The sequence below is a fragment of the Paraburkholderia hiiakae genome (genome assembly GCF_904848665.1).
Lineage (GTDB): Bacteria > Pseudomonadota > Gammaproteobacteria > Burkholderiales > Burkholderiaceae > Paraburkholderia > Paraburkholderia hiiakae.
Genome location: NZ_CAJHCQ010000001.1, coordinates 856,097 through 876,268, shown reverse-complemented (window position 1 = coordinate 876,268; position 20,172 = coordinate 856,097). Strand labels below are relative to the sequence as shown.

At 66.1% G+C, this 20,172-nt stretch carries 16 protein-coding genes; 6 read left to right on the top strand and 10 right to left on the bottom strand.

The genetic code is table 11. From position 1 onward, the window contains the following. Positions 1-41: 41 nt before the first annotated feature. Both JMY28_RS03805 and JMY28_RS03800 read left to right on the top strand, forming a co-directional pair. Positions 42-1,307, top strand: a complete 1,266-nt coding sequence (locus JMY28_RS03805; protein ID WP_201694543.1) for an EAL domain-containing protein — start codon at positions 42-44, stop codon at positions 1,305-1,307. A gap of 49 nt (positions 1,308-1,356) precedes the next feature. Continuing rightward, on the top strand, positions 1,357-2,070 hold the full coding sequence (locus JMY28_RS03800; RefSeq protein ID WP_201694542.1) for a copper homeostasis protein CutC: 714 nt from the start codon (positions 1,357-1,359) through the stop codon (positions 2,068-2,070). 61 nt (positions 2,071-2,131) lie between these two features. Here JMY28_RS03800 and JMY28_RS03795 read toward each other — a convergent pair whose 3' ends face one another. From JMY28_RS03795 to JMY28_RS03765, 7 genes are all read right to left on the bottom strand, one after another. Continuing rightward, positions 2,132-5,755 carry an indolepyruvate ferredoxin oxidoreductase family protein gene (locus tag JMY28_RS03795; RefSeq protein WP_201694541.1) on the bottom strand — a complete coding sequence of 1,208 codons (3,624 nt, stop codon included), beginning with the start codon at positions 5,753-5,755 and terminating at the stop codon, positions 2,132-2,134. A gap of 310 nt (positions 5,756-6,065) precedes the next feature. Next, positions 6,066-7,004, bottom strand: a complete 939-nt coding sequence (locus JMY28_RS03790; protein WP_201694612.1) for an ion channel — start codon at positions 7,002-7,004, stop codon at positions 6,066-6,068. A 271-nt stretch (positions 7,005-7,275) separates the two neighbouring features. After that, positions 7,276-7,521, bottom strand: a complete 246-nt coding sequence (locus JMY28_RS03785) for a hypothetical protein (protein WP_201694540.1) — start codon at positions 7,519-7,521, stop codon at positions 7,276-7,278. Positions 7,522-7,644: 123 nt separating this feature from the next. After that, on the bottom strand, positions 7,645-7,866 hold the full coding sequence (locus tag JMY28_RS03780; protein WP_028201740.1) for a hypothetical protein: 222 nt from the start codon (positions 7,864-7,866) through the stop codon (positions 7,645-7,647). 237 nt (positions 7,867-8,103) lie between these two features. Beyond that, entirely contained in the window at positions 8,104-9,087 is a 984-nt protein-coding gene (locus JMY28_RS03775; protein ID WP_201694539.1) for a carbohydrate kinase family protein, read from the bottom strand. 16 nt (positions 9,088-9,103) lie between these two features. Further along, complete coding sequence (locus JMY28_RS03770) at positions 9,104-10,423, bottom strand: AGE family epimerase/isomerase (protein ID WP_407945461.1); 1,320 nt, start codon at positions 10,421-10,423, stop codon at positions 9,104-9,106. Between the two features lie 63 nt (positions 10,424-10,486). After that, positions 10,487-11,542, bottom strand: coding sequence for a LacI family DNA-binding transcriptional regulator (locus JMY28_RS03765; protein WP_201694538.1), 1,056 nt, complete (start codon positions 11,540-11,542; stop codon positions 10,487-10,489). A gap of 230 nt (positions 11,543-11,772) precedes the next feature. Here JMY28_RS03765 and JMY28_RS03760 point away from each other — a divergent pair, with 230 nt between their 5' ends. Further along, complete coding sequence (locus tag JMY28_RS03760; RefSeq protein ID WP_042296285.1) at positions 11,773-11,928, top strand: DUF3309 family protein; 156 nt, start codon at positions 11,773-11,775, stop codon at positions 11,926-11,928. Positions 11,929-12,035: 107 nt separating this feature from the next. Here the strand turns inward: JMY28_RS03760 and JMY28_RS03755 are convergent, their stop codons facing one another. After that, a complete protein-coding gene (locus JMY28_RS03755; RefSeq protein WP_201694537.1) occupies positions 12,036-13,892 on the bottom strand; it encodes an EAL domain-containing protein in 1,857 nt (618 codons plus the stop codon). Positions 13,893-14,151: 259 nt separating this feature from the next. Next, complete coding sequence (locus JMY28_RS03750; protein WP_201694536.1) at positions 14,152-15,198, bottom strand: bile acid:sodium symporter family protein; 1,047 nt, start codon at positions 15,196-15,198, stop codon at positions 14,152-14,154. Positions 15,199-15,763: 565 nt separating this feature from the next. On the opposite strand from JMY28_RS03750, the gene JMY28_RS03745 reads away from it, so the two are divergent. The 3 genes from JMY28_RS03745 to JMY28_RS03735 all read left to right on the top strand — a co-directional run bounded on the left by JMY28_RS03745 (position 15,764) and on the right by JMY28_RS03735 (position 19,140). After that, complete coding sequence (locus JMY28_RS03745; RefSeq protein ID WP_236596666.1) at positions 15,764-16,336, top strand: hypothetical protein; 573 nt, start codon at positions 15,764-15,766, stop codon at positions 16,334-16,336. A 545-nt stretch (positions 16,337-16,881) separates the two neighbouring features. Further along, positions 16,882-17,979, top strand: coding sequence for a porin (locus JMY28_RS03740; protein WP_201694534.1), 1,098 nt, complete (start codon positions 16,882-16,884; stop codon positions 17,977-17,979). 186 nt (positions 17,980-18,165) lie between these two features. Beyond that, entirely contained in the window at positions 18,166-19,140 is a 975-nt protein-coding gene (locus JMY28_RS03735; RefSeq protein WP_201694533.1) for a LysR family transcriptional regulator, read from the top strand. An 18-nt stretch (positions 19,141-19,158) separates the two neighbouring features. Here JMY28_RS03735 and JMY28_RS03730 read toward each other — a convergent pair whose 3' ends face one another. Next, positions 19,159-20,124 (bottom strand): NAD(P)H-dependent flavin oxidoreductase, encoded by a 966-nt coding sequence (locus JMY28_RS03730; protein WP_201694532.1) that lies wholly within the window; start codon positions 20,122-20,124, stop codon positions 19,159-19,161. Positions 20,125-20,172: the final 48 nt, after the last annotated feature.

The window sequence follows — 20,172 nt, the reverse complement described above, 5'->3', positions numbered from 1 at the left end:
TGTGCGGACGGCGGCGTCCTTCCTACGCGCTAGAGGATGGCATGATCACAGAGCAACAGGACAAAACAGCCGTGGCCCCTCACGGCTTCGATCTCAGCGTCACTTCGGGGCTGCAGCGCTACAGCGCACATCACGGCGACCTCACGCTTACGAGCGTGTTCCAGCCGGTGTTCAGCCTCTCGCACATGCGTGCGGTGGGCTACGAAGGGCTGCTGCGCGCGCACGATCCACTCGACCGCCCGGTGTCGCCGCTCGACGTGTTCGGCGACGCCGCGCGCGTGGGCGAAGCGTTGCTGGTGGACCGGCTCGCCCAGGGGCTGCATCTGGAGAACTTCGCGCTCTTGGGCGCGGAGCGCGAGTGGCTCTTTCTCAACGTGCATCCGGGCACGCTGATCGAGGCGTATCACTCGGCGGCGCTGCTTGCGAACCTGCGGCGGCTGAATATCGCGCCGCGGCGTGTGGTGCTGGAGGTGCTGGAAGATGAAGCGACGGACCTCGACGCGCTCGCGCAGGCCGTGGCGGCGTTTCGCGAGCGCGGCTTTCTGGTGGCGCTCGACGACTTCGGCGCGGGCAACGTCGATATTGGCCGCGTGTGGCAGCTCAACCCCGATATCGTCAAGCTCGACCGCATCATGCTGATGCACGCGCAGCATCGCGCCGACATGGCCGCGACGCTGCCCGCGCTCGTGGCGTTGCTACACGACGCGGGCAAGCTCGTGCTGATCGAGGGGGTGGAGACGGAACACGAGGCGCAGCTCGCGCTCGCGTGCAACGCGGACTTCGTGCAGGGCTTTTTCTTCGCGCGGCCCGCGCCCGGGCTCACCGACGCCGCGCAGGTGCAAGGCGTGATCGCCGAAGCGACGGAGCGTTTTCGTCAGCAGACCGAAACGCGCGAGCGGGGCGAGACCCATCGCCTCGCGCCCTACCTGCGTGCATTCGAGCGCGCGGCAGAACGACTTTCCGCTGGCGAGCCGATGGAAGAGGTGTGCTGGAACTTCCTCGCGTTAGATCACGCGGCGCGCTGCTATCTGCTCGATTCGAACGGCAGGCAGGCGGGCCGCAACGTCGTGCTGCGCGTCGATCGCGCGGAGCGCGATGCGCGCTTTCTGCCGCTGGAAGACGCACAAGGTGCGAGCTGGCTGCGCAGGCCGTACTTCCGCACGGCGCTCGTTTCGCCGGGGCGCGTGCACGTGACCGGACCGTATCTGTCGATCAACGAGGCGCTGCCGTGCATGACGCTTTCCATGACGGTGCAGGTGGGCGAGCGCCTGTGCGTGCTGTGCGGCGATATCGACTGGTTCGAGTAGGCAGGCATCTGCGATCATGTCGTGTTCTTAAACGACATGGCGCGCAAACATGCCAATCACACAACAGCGTGAACGGGTGGTGCTGGAAGTCATCGCGACCACGGTCGCCGACGCGCAAGCCGCCGCGCGCGGCGGCGCGGATCGTCTCGAACTCGTGACCGCGATGGGCGAGGGCGGCCTCACACCGAGCATCGGCATGATTGAAGCCGTGGTCGAGGCCGTGACAATTCCCGTGAACGTGATCGTGCGGCCGCACAGCCGCTCATTCATTTACGATTCGAATGACTATGCGGTGATGTTGCGCGACGTGCGTGCCGCGAAGCTGGCGGGCGCGCATGCGGTCGTGATCGGCATGCTCACGCCATCGCATGAAGTGGATCGCGACGGCTTGCAGCGCGCGATCGACGCCGCCGACGGCATGCCGCTCACGTTTCATCGCGCGTTCGACGAAGCGCGCGATCTGCGGGAAGCGTTCGAGGTGTTGCTCGGTTTCGAAGCCGTGACGAACGTGCTCACCTCGGGCGGCAAGCCTTCGGTGCTGGATGCGCAGGCGCAAATCGAAACGCTCGTGCAGCGTGCGGCGCACACGCATTGCACGGTCCTCGCGGGCGCGGGACTGACGCTCGATCGCGTAGCCGGGTTCGTGGGCGCGACGCGTGTGCACGCGGTTCACTTCGGCTCCGGCGTGCGCGTTGACGGCAAGGGCCTAGCCCCTGTCGACGAAAACAAGGTGCGGCGCGTGCGAACCCTGCTCGACGCCTGACCCATAAAAAAGCGCGCGCCATTCAAATGAACGGCGCGCGCTTTCCTGACTTCACTTCATCTTACTTCGCCACCACCACCGGGATGCCGCGTAACGCGCCCGCGCCCTTGAACGACGCGAGGGCTTCTTGCACCGCAGCGCTTGTCTTCACCTCGATGGCAAGGCGCGCAGCCAGTTCACGCTCGCTGCGCTTCACCGCCGCGAGGTTCGCGAGCTTCACGTGCCCATAGCCGCGCACACGCTGATGCAGGTTGGCGAGCCTGGCGATGTCGTCGGCGTTTTCGGCGGTGAGGCTGGCGAACGCACCGCGCAGCGTCGCCTCGTAGTCGCCGGCGAGTGCGCGTTCCATGCGGCGCTCCAGCGTCTTGCCGAACGGATCGAGCCATGTGCCGCGCACGCTGCGTCCCTTCTTCAGCAGCCCGAACGCGCTCCACATCCACTGGCCGAACTGCATCTTGCGCGGAGCCTGGCCGTTCTTCTCACGCGCGATGAGCGGCGGCGCGAGGTTGAACTTCACGGTGAAATCGCTGCCCGCCGTGCCTTCGAACTGCGCTTCGAGCGCGGCGCGCAACGCCGGGTCGGCGTGCAGGCGCGCGACTTCGTATTCGTCCTTCACGGCAAGCAGCCGATAGAACGTGGTCGCGACGGCGCGCGCGAGCGCGTTTTCTGCGGTCTTGTCCGCGCTGCGAGCGGCATCGACCAGTGCGCGATAGCGCTTCACGTAGCTCGCGCCACCGTAGGCCAGGAGACGCGCTTCGCGATCGGCGATCAGTTCGTCGAGCGTTTGCGTGAGCTTGCGCGCCGTAGCCTTGGCGGCCGCCGCGCGTTGCGTCTCGAGCGCTTCGAGCGCGGTGGGATCGGCGGCGGCCATGCGGCCGATGGAGAACGCGAGCAGATTCGCCTGCACGGCCACGTTGTTCAGTTCGATGGCGCGCGTGAGCGCTGCGAAAGAAACCGGCACGAGGCCCAGCTGCCACGCGAAACCAAGCATCACGATGTTCGCGCCGATCGTGTCGCCGAGATAGCGCTGTGCGAGCGCCTGCGCATCGCACGCAGCGAGCGGATCTTGCGCAGGTGTTGCGCCATGGGTCGCCGCGTGCCGCATCTTCGCCAGTAGCGCATCGGCGTGCAGGTTGGCTTCGGGGTTCTGCACGAACGACGCATTTGGAATCTCATGCGTGTTCACGACGATGCGCGTGCGATCGTGCCGCACCGTTTGCAGGGCGTCGGCGCTCGCGCCCACCACCATGTCGCAGGCGAGCAGCAGGTCGGCCTGCTGCGTGTCGATGCGCACCTGGTTGAGCAGCGCATCCGTCGCGGCGAAGCGCACGAACGACAGCACCGAGCCGCCCTTCTGCGCGAAGCCCATGAAGTCGAGCACTGAAGCGCTCTTGCCTTCCAGATGCGCGGCCATGCTGATGAGCGCGCCCACGGTCACGACACCCGTGCCGCCCACGCCCGTCACGAGGATGTCGTACGGCGCGTTGTCCAGATGCGTGGCCGGAACCGGCAGCGCCTTCACGCGCGCGGCGAGCGCCTGCGGATCGAACGCGGCCCCAGCGGCCTTCTTGAGCTTGCCGCCCTCGATGGTCACGAAGCTCGGGCAGAAGCCGTTCACGCACGAATAGTCCTTGTTGCACGACGACTGGTCGATGCGGCGCTTGCGGCCCAGTTCCGTTTCCACCGGTTCGACCGAAAGACAATTCGACTGCACGCCGCAGTCGCCGCAACCTTCGCACACTTCCTCGTTGATGAAGAGGCGCTTGTCCGGATCGGGGAATTCGCCCTTCTTGCGGCGGCGGCGCTTTTCGGCGGCGCACGTTTGATCGTAGATCAGCACGGTCACGCCCGGCGTTTCGCGCAGTTCGCGCTGCACGGTGTCCAGTTCGCTGCGGTGATGGAACGTCGTGCCCTTCGGAAACAGGCCGTGATGGCCGTCGTATTTCTCGGGCTCGTCGCTCACCACCACGAAGCGCGAGACGCCCTCGGCTTCCACCTGGCGCGCGATCTGCGCCACGGAGATGCTGCCGTCCACGGGCTGGCCGCCCGTCATCGCCACGGCGTCGTTGTAGAGGATCTTGTAGGTGATGTTGGTCTTCGCCGCTACAGCCTGGCGAATCGCAAGGATGCCTGAATGAAAGTAAGTGCCGTCGCCGAGATTCTGGAACACGTGCGGCATTTTCGTGAACATCGAGTGTGCGGCCCAGTCGACGCCTTCGCCGCCCATCTGGATGAGGCCCGTGGTGTCGCGCTCCATCCACGAAGCCATGAAGTGGCAGCCAATGCCGGCCTGGGCGATCGAGCCTTCGGGCACCTTCGTCGACGTGTTGTGCGGGCAGCCCGAGCAGAAGTAGGGCGTGCGCCGCACGGCGTCGGCGGCGTTCGAGAGGATTTGCGGCGCGACGAGATCCACCACGCGCTCGCGGCGGTCGAGCGCGGGACGGTGCTTCGCGAGCCACGCGGCGAACACGGGCAGGATGCGCGAGGGGCGCAGCTCGCCAAGCTCGGAGAGCAGCAGCGTGCCGTCTTCGGCGTGCTTGCCGATCACGGTCGGGCGCGCGCCCTCCTTGCGGTTGTAGAGGTAGTCCTTGATCTGCTGCTCGATGACCGGGCCTTTTTCTTCGATCACGAGCACGTCGGTGAGGCCGGCGACGAACGCGTCGATACGCGACATCTCCAGCGGGAACGAGAGGCCCACCTTGTAGATGCGCACGCCCGCGCGATCCAGATCCTCGATGGTGAGATCGAGTCGGCGCAGCGTTTCCATCAGGTCCAGGTGCGCCTTGCCGCAGGTGACGATGCCCACGTTCGCGTGCGGGCTCGGCGCGATCCACTTGTCGATGCTGTTCATGCGCGCGAAGTGGCGCACGGCGTCGAGCTTGGCCGCCAGACGCTGCTCGATGGCGAGACTCGGCAGATCGGGCCAGCGGTTATGCAGGCCGTCCGGTGGCGGCGTGAAACCTTCAGGCGCTTGCCAGTCGGTCTTGATGGCATCGAGATCGACGGTCGAGCCCGATTCCACCGTCTCCGAAATCGCCTTGTAGCCCACCCACGCGCCCGAGTAGCGCGAGAGCGCCCAGCCATACAGGCCGAATTCGAGCATGTCGGCAATGTTCGACGGATTCACCACAGGCATGTGCCACGCCATCAGCGCGAAGTCGCTCTGATGCGGCATGGACGACGACACGCAGCCGTGGTCGTCGCCGGCCACCACCAGCACGCCGCCGTGCGGCGACGAGCCGTAGGCGTTGCCGTGCTTGAGCGCGTCGCCGGCGCGATCGACGCCCGGTCCCTTGCCGTACCACATCGCGAACACGCCTTCGACGGTGCGCTCCGGGTCCGCTTCCACGCGCTGCGTGCCGAGCACGGCCGTGCCGCCCAGTTCTTCGTTGATGGCGGGCAGGAAGCGTACGTCGGCGGCTTCGAGCAGTTTCTTCGCCTTCCACGCCTGCTGGTCGACCATGCCGAGCGGCGAACCGCGATAGCCGCTGATGAAGCCCGCGGTGTTCAGACCATGCGCGCGGTCGAGCGCGCGCTGCATGAGCGCGAGCCGGATCAGCGCCTGCGTGCCGGTCAGGAAGATGCGGCCGCGCGTGGCGGTGAGGTTGTCGGTGAGCTTGTAATCAGCGAGAGGCGGCGTATCAAGCGGCGAGGGGGTGTCGCCGAACGCGGGGCGCGCGGTCATTGGGGGAGTCTCCGTTTATCGAACGCAGTTAGCGCTTCAGCTGTCGGCCGGAGTTAGTGCTTCAGCACTTACTCCGGGCCCATGCAAAGCACTGACTGCGATCCTATGCAAAGCTATTGCGTTCGCATGGCCCTGTTGAGAGGGCGGCGAAAGAGCCTCTATTCTTTCTCGCCAATGACGGAAATTTTTTGCTAACTCTCCGGCGCTACCGGCTATTCGCGCGAGAGCCTGCCCACGCCCGGTGAATTTGGAGAGAGATTTTCCCTGCCCCGCTGCGATCCCGTCTGGATCGACCTTTCGGGGGAATCCGTCAGATCGTAATCGGTACGTAAGGTATCGCCCCGTCGAATGGCACGACATCGTGAAAGTGCGTGTAGTCCATCGTGCTCACGCCGTTCTCGTCGCTCAGCAGGTCGACGTAGCGGTACTGCCAGCGGATCTGCCGATCCGACCAGCTAAAGCGCGCCTGCATGGTCTGCGCGGTGGACTCGTCGGAGCCCTCGATCACGGCATGGAGCGTGGCGTGCTGCTCGGCCAGCGTCTCGGGCGTGACGCCGTAGAGCGGGCTCGACTCGTCGATCACGTGCATGAGATTCCAGCCCAGCGTGAAGAGCGGATGCTGGTTGCGCACGAGCTTGAGGTCGTGGATGCGCCGCGCGCGAAAGCCGTCCGAAGAGGTCTCGATACGGATGAGCCGCAGTTTCGCGCCCGCTTCGGCGATCACGTTCTGGCGGGCGTTGGCGGCGCGCGCCATCAGCGTCATGCGGCCTTCGATGGGGTGCACCACCACCTGGCTCGCGAACATGATCTTCGCGCGCGGGCGCGAGAAGCGTGCGAACACCAGACCAGTGGCCAATGCGACGCCCGACATGCCGACGAAGATTTCGAGCGTGGCGACCATGTGCGCGTAGACCGTTTGCGGATGCATGTCGCCGTAGCCGACGGTCGCAAGCGTTTCCACGCTGAAGAAGAACGCGCCGAGAAAGCCCTTCGGGTACTGGTTGGCGATGGGCGCGGTGCCGAGCTGGTAGAGGCACGCGAACACGCCGTTCATGAACAGGAAGAGGGCTGCGAGCGAGGCGAAGAATGTGAGCCAGCGCATGGTGAGCGCCGTGTGGTAGAAGTCGCCCCAGCTCTGCGGCATGCCGTAGACGAGCACTTCGCGCGAGCCCACCATCAGCTTGCGCGGCGCGCCGCGCTTGACGCCCGGCTTGCCTGCTCTGGGTGACTCGGCCTTGCAGGCGGCCATGTCCACGCCCGGCGAAGGCTGAGGCGCCGATTCGGCTTGCTGGGCCGCTTCGTGGTTTGCGACGCGCTCCGGCGATTCCGACGTCATGATGTTCCTGGCGGTTCTGAAAAGGGAGTGGGAGCGTAGCAATGCCGAAGCAACGCGGCAAGGCGACACGTCAAGCGTACCGCAAGAAGGTATTGGCAAAGCGATGCGGGGACGATGCGCTGCCGCTCACTCCCGCAGCGCGGCGGGAGTGAGCGGCAGCAAAGCGCGGGGGCGAGCGGTGGGCTTACGGAAACCCGTGCGGCTTCGGAATGCCCGCGCCGTGTTCGATATCGGCGATGGCCTGGCGGCGTGCGGCGTCCACGGCTTGCGTGGGCGCATCGAAGCCCGCGTTGCCGCCGACCGTGACCCACGGCTGCACGGCTTTGTCGCGATGCGTGATCTGATACTCGGCGTCCCAGCGAGCACCCTGCAGTGCGAGGGGATGCACGTGAATGGCGTAGACGCCGTAAAGAAAGAGCTGTTCGGACATGGCTAACCTCCTGTCGACCAGAGTTAGTGCTTTAGCACTGACTCGGGTCCCATGCAGAGCACCCCCGTCGCATGTAGCGCTGCCAGCAGACCCTGAACGGGCGCTGGGTTCACCCCGCGCGACTTACAGTTCGAGCTCGCCGAGAATGCGATGCGCCAGCGCCTTGGCTTCTTCGAGAGCTTCTTCCGGCGTGCCCGATGCGGCTTCCACTTCATACACCGCGTTTTCGAGTTCCTCGCCGTCGTCGCGCGCCAGGGAGACCAGGCCCTGGTACTGGCCGGCGTTCATGGGCCGCACAGAGGCGACGGCCGTGTAGATCCCCTTGGTGTAGCTGACGTCTTCCATAACGTGCTCCTCGCGGAAGGAAACCCCTCGACGGGCCGGGTGGATCGGGCCGCGCACGGTGAAGCGCGCAAGCGTCGCGCCTCGCCCGCAACAAGAGGGAAATTCCATGCTAGCACGTTGCCCGCGCGGCTGCGGGACACGCATATGACGCCGGCGCGGCGCTTTCGTGTCAGCACCGCGCCGTGTCCTTGCAGTGCGCCTGGCGACACGCCAGGCGACGCGCCTCGCCTTGTGCCTTCAGTCGGCGAGCAGCGCGACGACTTCGTCGAGCGTCGGCGAATGCGCGCCGGGCCGGCGGCACGCGGCCGCGCCCGCGGCGAGCGCGAAGGCGAGATGCTGGCGCCAGTTGCGCTGCGGCGCGCTCATGAGACTGAACAGCAGCCCGCCGATGGACGCGTCGCCCGCACCCACCGTATCGGCGACCTCGACGCGCGGCGGCGCCGCTTCGATCACCTCGTTGCCCACGTAGAGCGTGGCCGCCTGCGCGCCGCGCGTGACGAGCAGCGTGGCGGCCGGATTGAGCGCGCGCACGGCTTCGATGGCTTCGGCCTCGCTCTTGCCTTCGAACAGCATGCGCAGGTCTTCGTCGGAGACCTTGATGAGATCGGCGAGCGCGGCCATACGGCGCAGGATCGGCTCGTAGCCGTGCGCCATGAGGTTGCGGTAGTTCGGATCGAAGCTGATCTTCACGCCGGCCGCGCGCAGCTCGGCGGCAAGCGTGGCGAGCGTTTCGCCGAGCGGCTGGCGCACGAGGCTGATGCAGCCAAAGTGCGCCCACTTCGCATGCGCGCGCCAGCCTTCGGGCAGCTTCGCGGGATCGAAGGCCAGGTCGGCGCTGTTATCGCCAATGAAGTAGTACGCGGGCGGATGCGTCTGATGCACGATTGCGAGCAGCGGCGCGCGCTCGACGCGCTGCATGAAGCGCATGTCGAGCCCAGCGGCCACGCTCGCGTTCCAGAGTTCATCCGAGAAGTTGTCCACCCCGAGCGCTCCCACGCTTGCCGTCGGCAGCCCGAGGCGCGCGACCGCGCGCGCGACGTTCCAGCCCGCGCCGCCAGGGTGTGCGCGCCAGTGCGAGTCCATGCCCGGTGCGCCCGGCGGCGAACTGTGCGGCGTGCCTTCGGGCGCAGGGGTGCGCACGAGATCGGTGAGGATGTCGCCGGCCGAGATGAAGGCCGGGAAGCCGGACGAGAAGTCCGGGCCGGTGCTGCAGGTGCTCATCGTCGTGTTCCTCTATTTAGTTCTGGCCGGTCGTGCCGGTCATGTCGCCAGCGGCGGCTTCCTCGCGGCCGACGATCGGCGCCATGCCGCGTCCAGGCAGCGCGTTCAGCGCTTCGTAGCACGCGCCCATGGTGTGATAGTCGGTCTTGCCGGCGGGGCTCTTCTCGTCACTGTACTTGCGGTTGTCGCAGGTGAGGATGCGATACCACGCACCGTAACGATGATCGACGAAATTCGCCCAGCTGTAGCGCCAGATCTCGTCGTACCAGTCCCAGAAGCGCTCGTTGCCGGTGCGCTTGCCGAGCAGCGCCGCCGTGGCGAAGGTTTCCGCCTGCACCCAGAAGTACTTGTCGTGATCGCACACGGTGCCGTCCGGGCCGAAGCCGTAGTAGAGGCCGCCGTGATCGTTGTCCCAGGCGTGCGCCATGGCGGCGTCGAAGAGTTCGATCGCGCGCGGCAGCAGCCAGGGCAGCGGCCGGTGACGCTCGAGCAGCAACAGCAGCTTGGCCCATTCCGTTTGATGCCCCGGCTGGAAGCCCCACGGGCGGAAGATATTCGAGCTGTCTTCTTCGTTGTAATGCCAGTCCACCGACCAGTCCGCGTGAAAGTGCTCCCACACGAGCCCTTGCGAGAGCTTCGCCTGGCGCAGCGTGATGTTCGACGCGACGCGCTCGGCGCGGTCGAGATACACGAGATGGCCCGTCGCCTCGTAGGCCGCGAGCAGCGCCTCGGTCGTGTGCATGTTGGCATTCTGGCCGCGATAGCCCGAGACGATCCAGTCGGCGCTCGCCTCGTCGGCGTACAGGCCCGCCGCGCCGTCCCAGAAGCGATGTTCCATCAGATCGAACGTCGCGCCGATCATCGGCCGTGCTTCCTCGATGCCGGCCATCGCCGCATGCGCGTATGCGAGCAGCACGAACGCGAGGCCGTAGCAGTGGCGCGTGGCGTCGAGCATGCGCTTCTTGCCGTCGCGCCAGTCGATCTCCCAGTCGTAGCCTTGCAGTTGCGGGTCCCAGTGGCCTTCGCGCAGGAACTGCAGGCCGTGGCGCGCGTATTCCAGGTGCTGCGGATCGCCGAACTCGCGGTACGCCATCGCATAGTTGAAGACGTAACGGCAGCTGCTCACGAGGTGCCGCGAGTGCGCGTTGTAGATCGAACCGTCGTCGCGGAAGTAATGGAAGAAGCCGCCCGACGGATCGAGCACGTTCGGCGCGTAGAAGCGCAGCGTGTCCTGCACGTGGCTGAGCAGGAAGCCGCGGTCGCGAAAGCTCGCGACGCCCGGCGCGGCGACAGGGTGTGCGGTGGCTAAGGAGGCGGTGTCGGCGGTCATCGTCATGGCTTTCTCTTCTGGCTTGGACGTGGCTTCAGCGTAGTTTCAACGTGTTTTCAACGGAGCGCCTCAGGCGCTCTGTGGTGTGCTTGCAGTGTGACGGACAGCGTGCGCGGCGATGAGATTCGATGACGCCGCACCCAAGGTGCTCGCGCGTGCGACGAGCTGCACCGGCAAACGGATCTCGCTCGTGGCAGGCGTTTCTTCGAGCAGTAGTTCGACGCCCCGCCGCCCGAGCGCTTCCTTGTCGACGGCGATCGTCGAGAGCGGTGGTGTGGCGTGCGTGGCGCCCGCGATATCGTCGAAACCGACGATGCCGATGTCCTCGGGCACGCGCAGGCCGTTGGCGAGGCACACGCGCATGGCTGCGAGCGCGGCGGCGTCGTTGTAGGCGAACAGGGCGTCGGGCGGCGGGCGCGATGCGGCTCGCGCCGAATCGAGCAAACGCTGCATGGCGAGCGACGCGCCCGTGTCCGGATCGAGGCCGCCGTCTATCGTCGTTTCGAGCGATGGGTCGAACAGGAGGCCCGCCTCGAAGAACGCGCGCCGGTAGCCGAGCGCGCGCTGCGCGATGCTGTAGTGCGCAAGCGACCCGCCGATGAACGCAATGCGCCGCCGCCCCAGCTCGAACAGATGCTGCATGGCGAGCGCGGCGCCCGCCGCGTTGTCGATGTTCACCGAGCGCAGGCCCGGCGCCCACAGGTCGATCAGCACGAGCGGCCGTTGCAGCGCGACGAGCGCGGCGAGCATTTCCGGCTCGACGAAACCCGCCACGGCGATGGCATCGGGCGCGTGCAGGCGCAACTGCTGGACGGTGTCGTCGGCGGGACCGGCCGTGAGCAGCGCGGGCACGATGCCGTGTTCGCGGCAGGCGTCTTCCACGCCGTGCAGCACGTGCGAGAAGAACGGGCTCGCCGCGAAGTTGTTGTGCTGGCGGTGGAGCAGGAAGGTGAGCCGGCGAATGCGCGGGCGCAGTTGCGCGCAGTCGTAGCCGAGCGCGCGCGCGACTTCGACGATGCGTTCGCGCGTGGCTTCGGAAAGACCCGGCTGGTTTTTCAACGCGCGCGACACGGTGCCGATCGACACGTTGGCGGCCTGCGCGACGTCACGAATGGTTGTCCCCATGATTCCTGGCAAGCGGTGAGCGCGGTGAGCGTTCCGGGAGTGGTCAGGTGTGCGGCGATTGTATAGTAAAAATATGTTCCAAAAACCCGAATCTACGCCATGAATTCCAGGTAAATACCAGTAAACAATGAAATAAACGCAAACTTGTATGTTTAGTAAAATTAACTAAACGGGTGCGGGCACGGCGGTTGCGGTAAGCCGGGCACTAACATTCGACTTTCGGAGGCGTCATGCTCGGCACCCTGCTTCTGGTCATTCTGATCCTGCTGCTCATTGGCGCGTTTCCAGCGTGGCCGCATAGCCGCTCGTGGGGCTACGCGCCTTCGGGCACACTCGGCATCGTCGTTATCGTGGTGGTCGTGCTGGTGTTGATGGGAACGATCTAGCGACGGCGCAGCAGCGAGGAAACAAAAGCAAAATGGGCCGGCGCGCGGCATGAGCCGCGCGGCCGGCCCACACTTTTTGGGGCTGCCGCAGGGGGAAATTCAGGCCGTTATGACGCGCTGGCGGCTTCGCCCGGTGTCGTGCCGAGCGCGGGGAGGAGGTTGGCGCTCGCGCTCCCGTCGATCACGACAAGTCCGGTGGCTTCCTGTTTCGCGCGGCGTTTGGCGAGGGCCGCGAGGGAGGCGATGGCGTCGCTGCTGTGCTGCGCGCCTTCGCCCGGCGCGACGCGCACGCAGCCTATCGCCATCGTCACGAAGGTGAAAAAGGTGGCGTTACCGTGGCGATCCTCGCCGTGAATACCGCCCGCGAGCCGGTCGCCCGGCGCGTAGAAGCGCAGTGCGCCTTCGTTGAACGTTTCGATCGCCTGGCGCGCGCGCTCGCGCCACGTCTCGCTCTGGAACAGGATCAGGAAGTCGTCGCCGCCCACGTGGCCGAGGAAATCGCGCGTGGGGTCGCAGGCGTCGGCGAGCACCGTCGCCGCGAACTTGAGCACCTCATCGCCCTGCCAGTAGCCGTACTGATCGTTGAAGGGCTTGAACTGGTTCAGGTCGACGTAGCACGCGTGAAAGCCTGCGTCGTGCGAGAGCAGGCGCTCGATATGCGAGCTGATCGGAATGTTGCCCGGCAGGAAGGTGAGCGGATTCGCGTAGCGCGCGGCCTGGATGCGCACCTCCGTCACCGCGCGCACGAGGCTCTCGCCGGTGCCGAGTCCGGCATAGCGGCCGTTGTCGGTGATCACGAAGCCATCGGCGAGATAGCGCTGGTCGTCGCTGGCGAGGAGCGTGGCCATCTGCTCGACGGTCATCGACTGCTCGATCAGCACCGGCTGCGCGTTGGCGAATTGCAGGCAGGCCTTCTTGCCGAACAGCTCGCGGTGGTATGGCAGCGCATAACGGTCCATGAACGCGCGCCGGTTGATGAGCGCGACGGGCGCTTCGTCTTCCACCACGGCCACCGCGTGCAGATCGGGTTGACCGTTGAACAGTTGGAGCACGTCGTTGTTGGTTGCCTCGCGCGGCAGCGCGGGCGCGCGCACGAGCATCTTGCTGGCGGGCGCGGTGCCCCCCGCGGGCTGCGTGGCGGCGCTGCGCGTGGCCTCGGGAAACACGGCGATATGGTCCGCGCGAATCGCCTCGCGCGCTTCGCGTGCGAGCACGCGCAGCGGTTCCACGTTGGGACGGCCAAAGAAAAAGCCCTGGCCGCAGTCGATGCCCATGTCGCGCAGCACGATCAGGTCGGCGGCATTCTCGATGCCCTCCGCCACGAGGCGCGCGCCGCTCGCCTGCGCGAAATGCTGCATGGCGCGCACGGCTTCGAACTTGAGCGCGTCGTTGGCGATGTCATGGATGAAGAAGCGGTCGATCTTCACGACATCGGGCTGCAATTGCACCCAGAGGTTGAGGCTGGCGTTGGCCGTGCCGTAGTCGTCCAGCGCGAACTGGGCGCCCGCCGCGCGCAACGTTTCCACCACGGGCGAGAAGTTGCGCAGGTCGTGGATGGCGCTCTGCTCGGTGAGTTCGATCACGACGCGCGTCGGGTCGATCGGGCCGTCGAAGAGTGCAAGCGCGGCGTCGCCGGCGGCGGTGAGCTGGCGCAGCGCGTCGGCGCTGAAATTGAGGAACAGCTTGCCGGGGCAGTCGAGCCCGGCGAACGTTTCGATGCAGGTGCGGGCGGCCGCGCGTTCGAGCGCGGCGGTGCATTGTTCGTCGCCTGCGCGCGCGAAGAGGGCGGCGGGCGTTTCGAGCGGCGAGCCGGCCGGTCCACGAATGAGGCCCTCGTAGCCGAGGATCACGCCACCCTCGAAATCGACGATGGGCTGGAAGACGGCGCGCAGCTGACGCTGGGCGATCAGTGCCCCAACGCCGGGCGTGGCGTGAAGGAATGGCGCGCGAGCGGACGCAGACATGGACAGGCTGGAACGGGCGAAGACGTTGAACTTAACGGCATATCATCGGATGAATTCAATGAATTTTTGGTGACAGTACGGTGGAGCCCTCTTTGGGCGTGCGGCGGATGCGCGCGGAACGGGGGGAGGGTAGCTGGAGGCAGAGAGGGGGGCGCCGCGGCCAGGCCGTGGCGTTTGCTGCAGCAGGGCGACGACTTCTCGCCGCCCTGAACGACGTATTGAACGCCACTTGGTGGCGCTCAGTGGCGCTTATCGGCGCTTATCGGCGCGCGGCCGTAGCAGTGCGCTCGCTCGTGCCGGCACGCGATTCGTCGCCCGAGTTGGCGGCGCGCTCGGCGCTCATGTCGCGCTCGCCCCAGCGCTGGGCGAGCGCCGCGCACACCATGAGCTGGATCTGGTGGAACAGCATGAGCGGGAGCACGACCGCGCCCACGGCGTTCGAGGCGAAGATGACCTTTGCCATCGGCACGCCGGCCGCGAGGCTCTTTTTCGAGCCGCAAAAAATGATGGTGATCTGGTCGGCGCGCGAGAAGCCGAGCTTCTTGCTCGTGTACATCGTGATGCCGAGTGCGAGCGCGAGCAGCACCGCGTTGACCACGAGCAGGCCGCCGAGCGCGGTGAGCGGAATGTGATGCCAGAGCCCTTCGTTCACGGCCTCGGAAAACGCCCCGAACACGACGAGCAGGATCGAGCCCTGATCGACGAACTTGAGCACACCCTTGTTGCGCTCGATCCAGTGACCGATCACCGGGCGCAGCAACTGACCCGCCACGAACGGCACGAGCAGTTGCAGCACGATGTTCCACACGGTGTGCCAGGCCGAGCCGGCGGCCGCACTCTGGTTCGTGACGACCAGACTCACGAGCGCGGGCGTGACGAAGATGCCGATCAGGCTCGACGCCGAAGCGCTGCAAACGGCGGCGGGCACGTTGCCGCGCGCGATCGAGGTAAAGGCGATGGACGACTGCACCGTGGAAGGCAGCGTGCAGAGGAACAGCACGCCCGCATAGAGCGCCGGGGTGACGAGCGGCGAAAGCACCGGCTTGAGCGCGAGCCCCAGCGCCGGAAAGAGTACGAAAGTGCTGAGCAGTACGACGATGTGCAGCCGCCAGTGCGTCGCACCGGCGACGATCGCCTCGCGCGACAGCTTGGCGCCGTGCAGGAAGAACAGCAGGCCGACGGCTACGTTGGTGAGCCAGTTGAAACCGGTGGCGGCCTGGCCGTGCACCGGGAACAGGCTCGCAAGAATCACCGTGCCGACAAGGCAGAGGGTGAAGTTATCGGGCAGGAATTTCGGACGTGCCATCGGACAATCTCTAGTGCGCGCCTGGGCGCTGGCTGCGCGCAATCGGTGTGCGTGCAACGGGTGAATCGGGACGTCTATTGTCGGCGCAAGCCGATTGAAAAAGCAAATTCATTTGAAGCATCGATTAATGAAAGCAGCGCATGGATCGCCCATGTCGATGACTCTTTTATGCCGGATTCCTCATCGACATGCGAGGGGCATTCCCGTGCCGCAAAAGTCGTCAGGAGTCCGCGCATTCTTCAGATGTTGAGGCCGTGCTCAAGCATAAGGCGGACCACTCTATACCTGCCCGCAGCGCCTTGCTGGGCGGCCTTCCGAGACCGCCTCCAGATCCGGAAAACCTAGCAGTAACATGGTGTTACAACCCTTCGGGCGGCATAACATCTTTTGGCTCGACACCCATACGGCACGCCCATAAATTACCGTCAAAGGGACGCCAAAATCGTTGTGGCGGCAATCGTTACGCGCTGCGCGGCGGGCGTCCCGGGACTGGCCCGCCATGGCCCGAGTGGCGGGTTGCCAAGCGCAAACGTCGGGCAGGTGAAACGTCACAATGCACGCAGGGTTGTCAAAACTGGGACAGTGGATCTTCGGGGCCGGATTGGCGGCCTTCGTTGCGCTCGCCCATGCGCAGCCCGGTTTTCCGGGGCACGGCGGGGGCGGCGGCTTCGCGCGCGCGCCTTCCATGCCCGCCATGCACTCGATGCCCGCGCCGCGGGCCGGCATGTCATGGGGCGGCGGCTACCACGGCGCCCCCGAGCGCGGCCGCGGCCCTACAGCAACGCCCATGCGCGTGGCCGATCAGGGCGGCCGCTATGAGCGCGGCGGCAATCGTGCACCGAATCAGTGGCAAGGGCAGGTCCAGCAGCAGGCTCCCCGTCGCGACTACAGCTATGGCACGCCGTTCGGCGGCGGCTACGGCGGCTATCGCGGCGACCCCCGCGGCAACCCCATTACGCCCGTGAGCGCGGAATCGCGTCAGGTGCCGCACCCGCCGGCCGACTCGCCGGTGCGCGCGGGCTCGATTCGCGAAGACGTCGCCCGGTACAACGAAGAGCGCGGCGGTACCTTCCGGCCGTTCCCGCGCAACGGCGGCGAGGTTCCGCGCCCGCCCATGCCCTCGCCTTACCGCAATTGAGCGCTGCGCTCGCAGCTGCTTTCGCTTTCTCCCCGCCTCACGCTTTCTGCGTTTTTCTCCCGCTTTCTCCAGTTGATTCGCCTCGGGATTCGCTTCAGGCGCTGACCGGCTAGCGCCGTCGAAACACGTCCCCAAGAAGCTCGGTTCGTCCACGCTGCGAAAACTGACGCGTGGATACCACACTTTTTTGGAAATCTCTCGTCATACAGAATCCTTTCGTCTCAAATCTCGCTTTCGCTTCGGCGGCGCGTCATCTGCAGCCCCCGCGCGTGCGGGAGCGCCCCACTGGGCGCGGCCCGGCAGGCTGCGATTCGAAGTGACGCAGCGCAACGGAAGGCGGCGTCGAGCGCGGCAAAAAAGGTCTTACGGACGGCAAACTAATCCGCCCGATATACCGGCAATAACACCGTTTATTTTTGACCATAAAAATGGTCCGCAAAGATGGATCCGCCCAGAACGGCCACGCCTGCGAACGACGAAAAACAAAGCTTTGCGCGAGCGCCTCAGCCGCCCGACACCCTTTTTTGACAAAGACTGGAGAACCCATGAATACAACCGTCAGCCGCGCGCTGCGCACCACCCTCAAGGCGAGCGCGTTCGCCGCTGTTCTTGCCGCCGCGTCGTCGTCGGCATTTGCGCAGTCGAGCGTTCAGCTCTACGGCCAGGTCGACGAATGGGTCGGGGCGACGAAATTTCCGGGCAGCCAGACCGCCTGGAACGTGGGCGGAGGGGGCATGTCCACGTCGTACTGGGGCATGAAGGGATCTGAAGATCTGGGCGGCGGCTACAAGGCGATCTTCACGCTGGAAAGCTTCTTCCGCGCGCAGAACGGCCAGTACGGCCGCTTCCAGGGCGACACGTTCTTCGCACGCAACGCGTACGTCGGCCTCGAATCGCCTTACGGCACGGTCACGGCGGGGCGCCTGACGACGCAGCTGTTCGTCTCGACGATTCTCTTCAACCCGTTCGGCGATTCGTACACCTTCTCGCCGATGGTGTACCACGTGTACCTCGGCCTCTCGACGTTCCCGACCTACACGACCGACCAGGGCGTGGTGGGCGACTCGGGCTGGAACAATGCGGTCCAGTATTCGACGCCCAACTTCAACGGCCTCTCCGGTTCGGCGATGTACGCCTTCGGCAATCAGGCCGGCGAGAACGGTTCGAAGAAGTGGAGCGTGCAGGGCCTGTACTTCCATGGCCCGTTCGCGGCCACGGCCGTCTATCAGTACGTGAACTTCAACAACACGCCGGGCGACATCGGCAGCATTGTGAGCGGCGACACGACCATCGTCGGCCTGAAGAGCCAGGGCGTCGCGCAACTCGGCCTCTCGTACGACCTCAAGTTCGTGAAGTTCTTCGGCCAGTACATGTACACGGCGAACTGGCAGCAGGAAGGCAGCTGGCACGTGAACACCGCACAGGGCGGCGTGACGGCGCCGGTCGGTCCGGGCACGGTCATGGCCTCGTACGCGTATTCGCGCAACGGCGGCGGTCTGAACCAGACGCGCCAGACGGCGGCCATCGGCTACGACTACCCGCTCTCCAAGCGCACCGACGTCTACGCGGCGTACATGTACGACCACTTCGACAACATGTCGAGCGGCCAAACCTACGGCGTGGGCCTGCGCGCGAAGTTCTGATCGACGCTGCCTCCCAAGTCGACGTTCGGCTGGAAAACCCCGCGCTGCGTGCAGCGCGGGGTTTTTTGCTTTCTGGGTTGCCTGATCCAAAGCCCACTTGCACGTTTCAACACCCGCATTTGATAAAACAAGGAAAATATCGCCGATTGATTCCCACTCATTTATGTTCGACTTGAAGCTCGCGCAATGGATACCCTCGTCAGCATGAAAGTGTTCCGCCAGGTGGTGGAGGCGGGCAGCTTTGTCGCGGCGGCCGAGCGCATGAACATGTCCGCCGCGATGGCGAGCAAGCATGTGATGCATCTCGAGCAGCAACTTGGCGCGCGTTTGTTGAACCGCACCACGCGCCGTGTCGCGCCGACGGAGGCGGGGCGCGAGTATTACGAGCGTGTGGCCACGGCGCTCACCGAACTCGACGAAGCCGGCCAGGCGGTGGGCGCGGCGAGCGTCGTGCCGCAGGGGCGGCTGCGCGTGTCGTCGCTCACGGCGTTCGGGCTGCGTCATGTGATGGGCGCGGTCGCCGACTATGCCGCCGCGTTTGCGCAGGTGACCGTCGACATCACGCTCTCCGACCGCGTGGTCGAGTTGATCGACGAGGGCTTCGACGTGGCGATCCGCGCCGCGCCTTCGGGGCTCAAGTCTTCGTCTCTGATCGCGCGGCCGCTCGCCACCGCGCACATTGTGCTGTGCGCGTCGCCGGAGTACTTGCGCCGCCACGGCGTGCCGAAGACCGTGGCCGATCTGGCCCGGCACAACTTCGTTCATTACGCGGGGGCTTCGGCCCAGGAACTCGCGCCGTTCGCGGAGGGCGAGGGCGGCGTGAAGCCGAAGCCGGGCGGCAACCTCATCGTCAATCACCTGGAAGCGCTGCGCGTGGTGGTGCTGCAGGGCGGCGGGCTCTCGATGCTCGGCACCGAGGTGGTGGGCGACGATATCGCCGAAGGGCGCCTCGTGCCGCTGCTCGTCGACGCGTTGCCGCCGCGCGAACTGCCGATCTATGCCGTGTACGCGAGCCGCCGCCATCTCTCGGCGAAGGTGCGCTCGTTCGTCGATTTCCTCGCCGCGCGCTTTTCGGAGCGCGAACTCTGGCCCGGCGTGGAGGCGATCCGCGCGGCGGCCGTCAAGGCCGACGCCGCACGAACCGGCTCCGCTGCCCGCTGAACTCGGCCTTGTCTGCGCTCAGCGGTTCACGCCGAGCCGCGCCTTCGTCTCTTCGTACTCGCGCTTCAAGCGCCCAACGAGGTCGGCCACGGAGGGCACGTCGTCCATCAGGCCCACGGCCTGGCCTGCGCCCCACACGTCTTTCCAGGCCTTTGCCTTGGAGGTGCCCGCGCCGAAATCCATCTTCGACTTGTCCGACTCGGGCAGCGCATCCGGATCGAGCCCGACGTTCACGATGCTCTCGCGGATGTAGTTGCCGTGCACGCCCGTGAAGAGGTTCGTGTAGACGATGTCGGCGGCCTTCGCTTCGAGAATGGCGTGCTTGTAGTCGTCCACCGCGTGCGCCTCTTTCGTCGCGATGAAGCGCGTGCCCATATAGGCGAGATCCGCGCCCATGGCCTGCGCGGCGAGGATGGAGCCGCCGTTGGCGATAGCGCCCGACAGCACGATCGGGCCGTCGAAGATGCGCCGTACTTCGCCCACCAGCGCGAACGGCGAGGTCGTGCCCGCATGGCCGCCTGCGCCCGCGGCCACGAGGATCAGGCCGTCCACGCCCGCTTCGAGCGCCTTGGCGGCATGGCGCAAGTTGATGATGTCGTGCAGCACGATGCCGCCGTAGCTGTGCACCGCGTCGAGCAGTTCTCGCGGCGGCGCGCGCAGGCTCGTGATGAAGATCGGCACGTGGTGCTCGACGCACACGCGCACGTCGTGCTCGAGCCGCGCATTCGACTGATGCACGATCTGGTTGACGGCGATCGGCCCAATGACGGCTTCGGGATTCTCGGCCTTGTGCGCGGCGAGCTCCTCCCGGATCTGCGTGAGCCAAACGCCCAGTTCCTCGGCGGGGCGCGCGTTGAGCGCCGGAAACGACCCGACGATGCCCGCCTTGCACTGCGCGAGCACCAGCTCCGGGTAGCTGACGATGAACATCGGCGAGCCCACGACGGGCAGCGAGAGATTTTGCAGGACGGCGGGGAGTGCCATGGGGGAGGTCTCCTTGCGGCGCTTCGATAGATGGCGGGACGCTCGCAC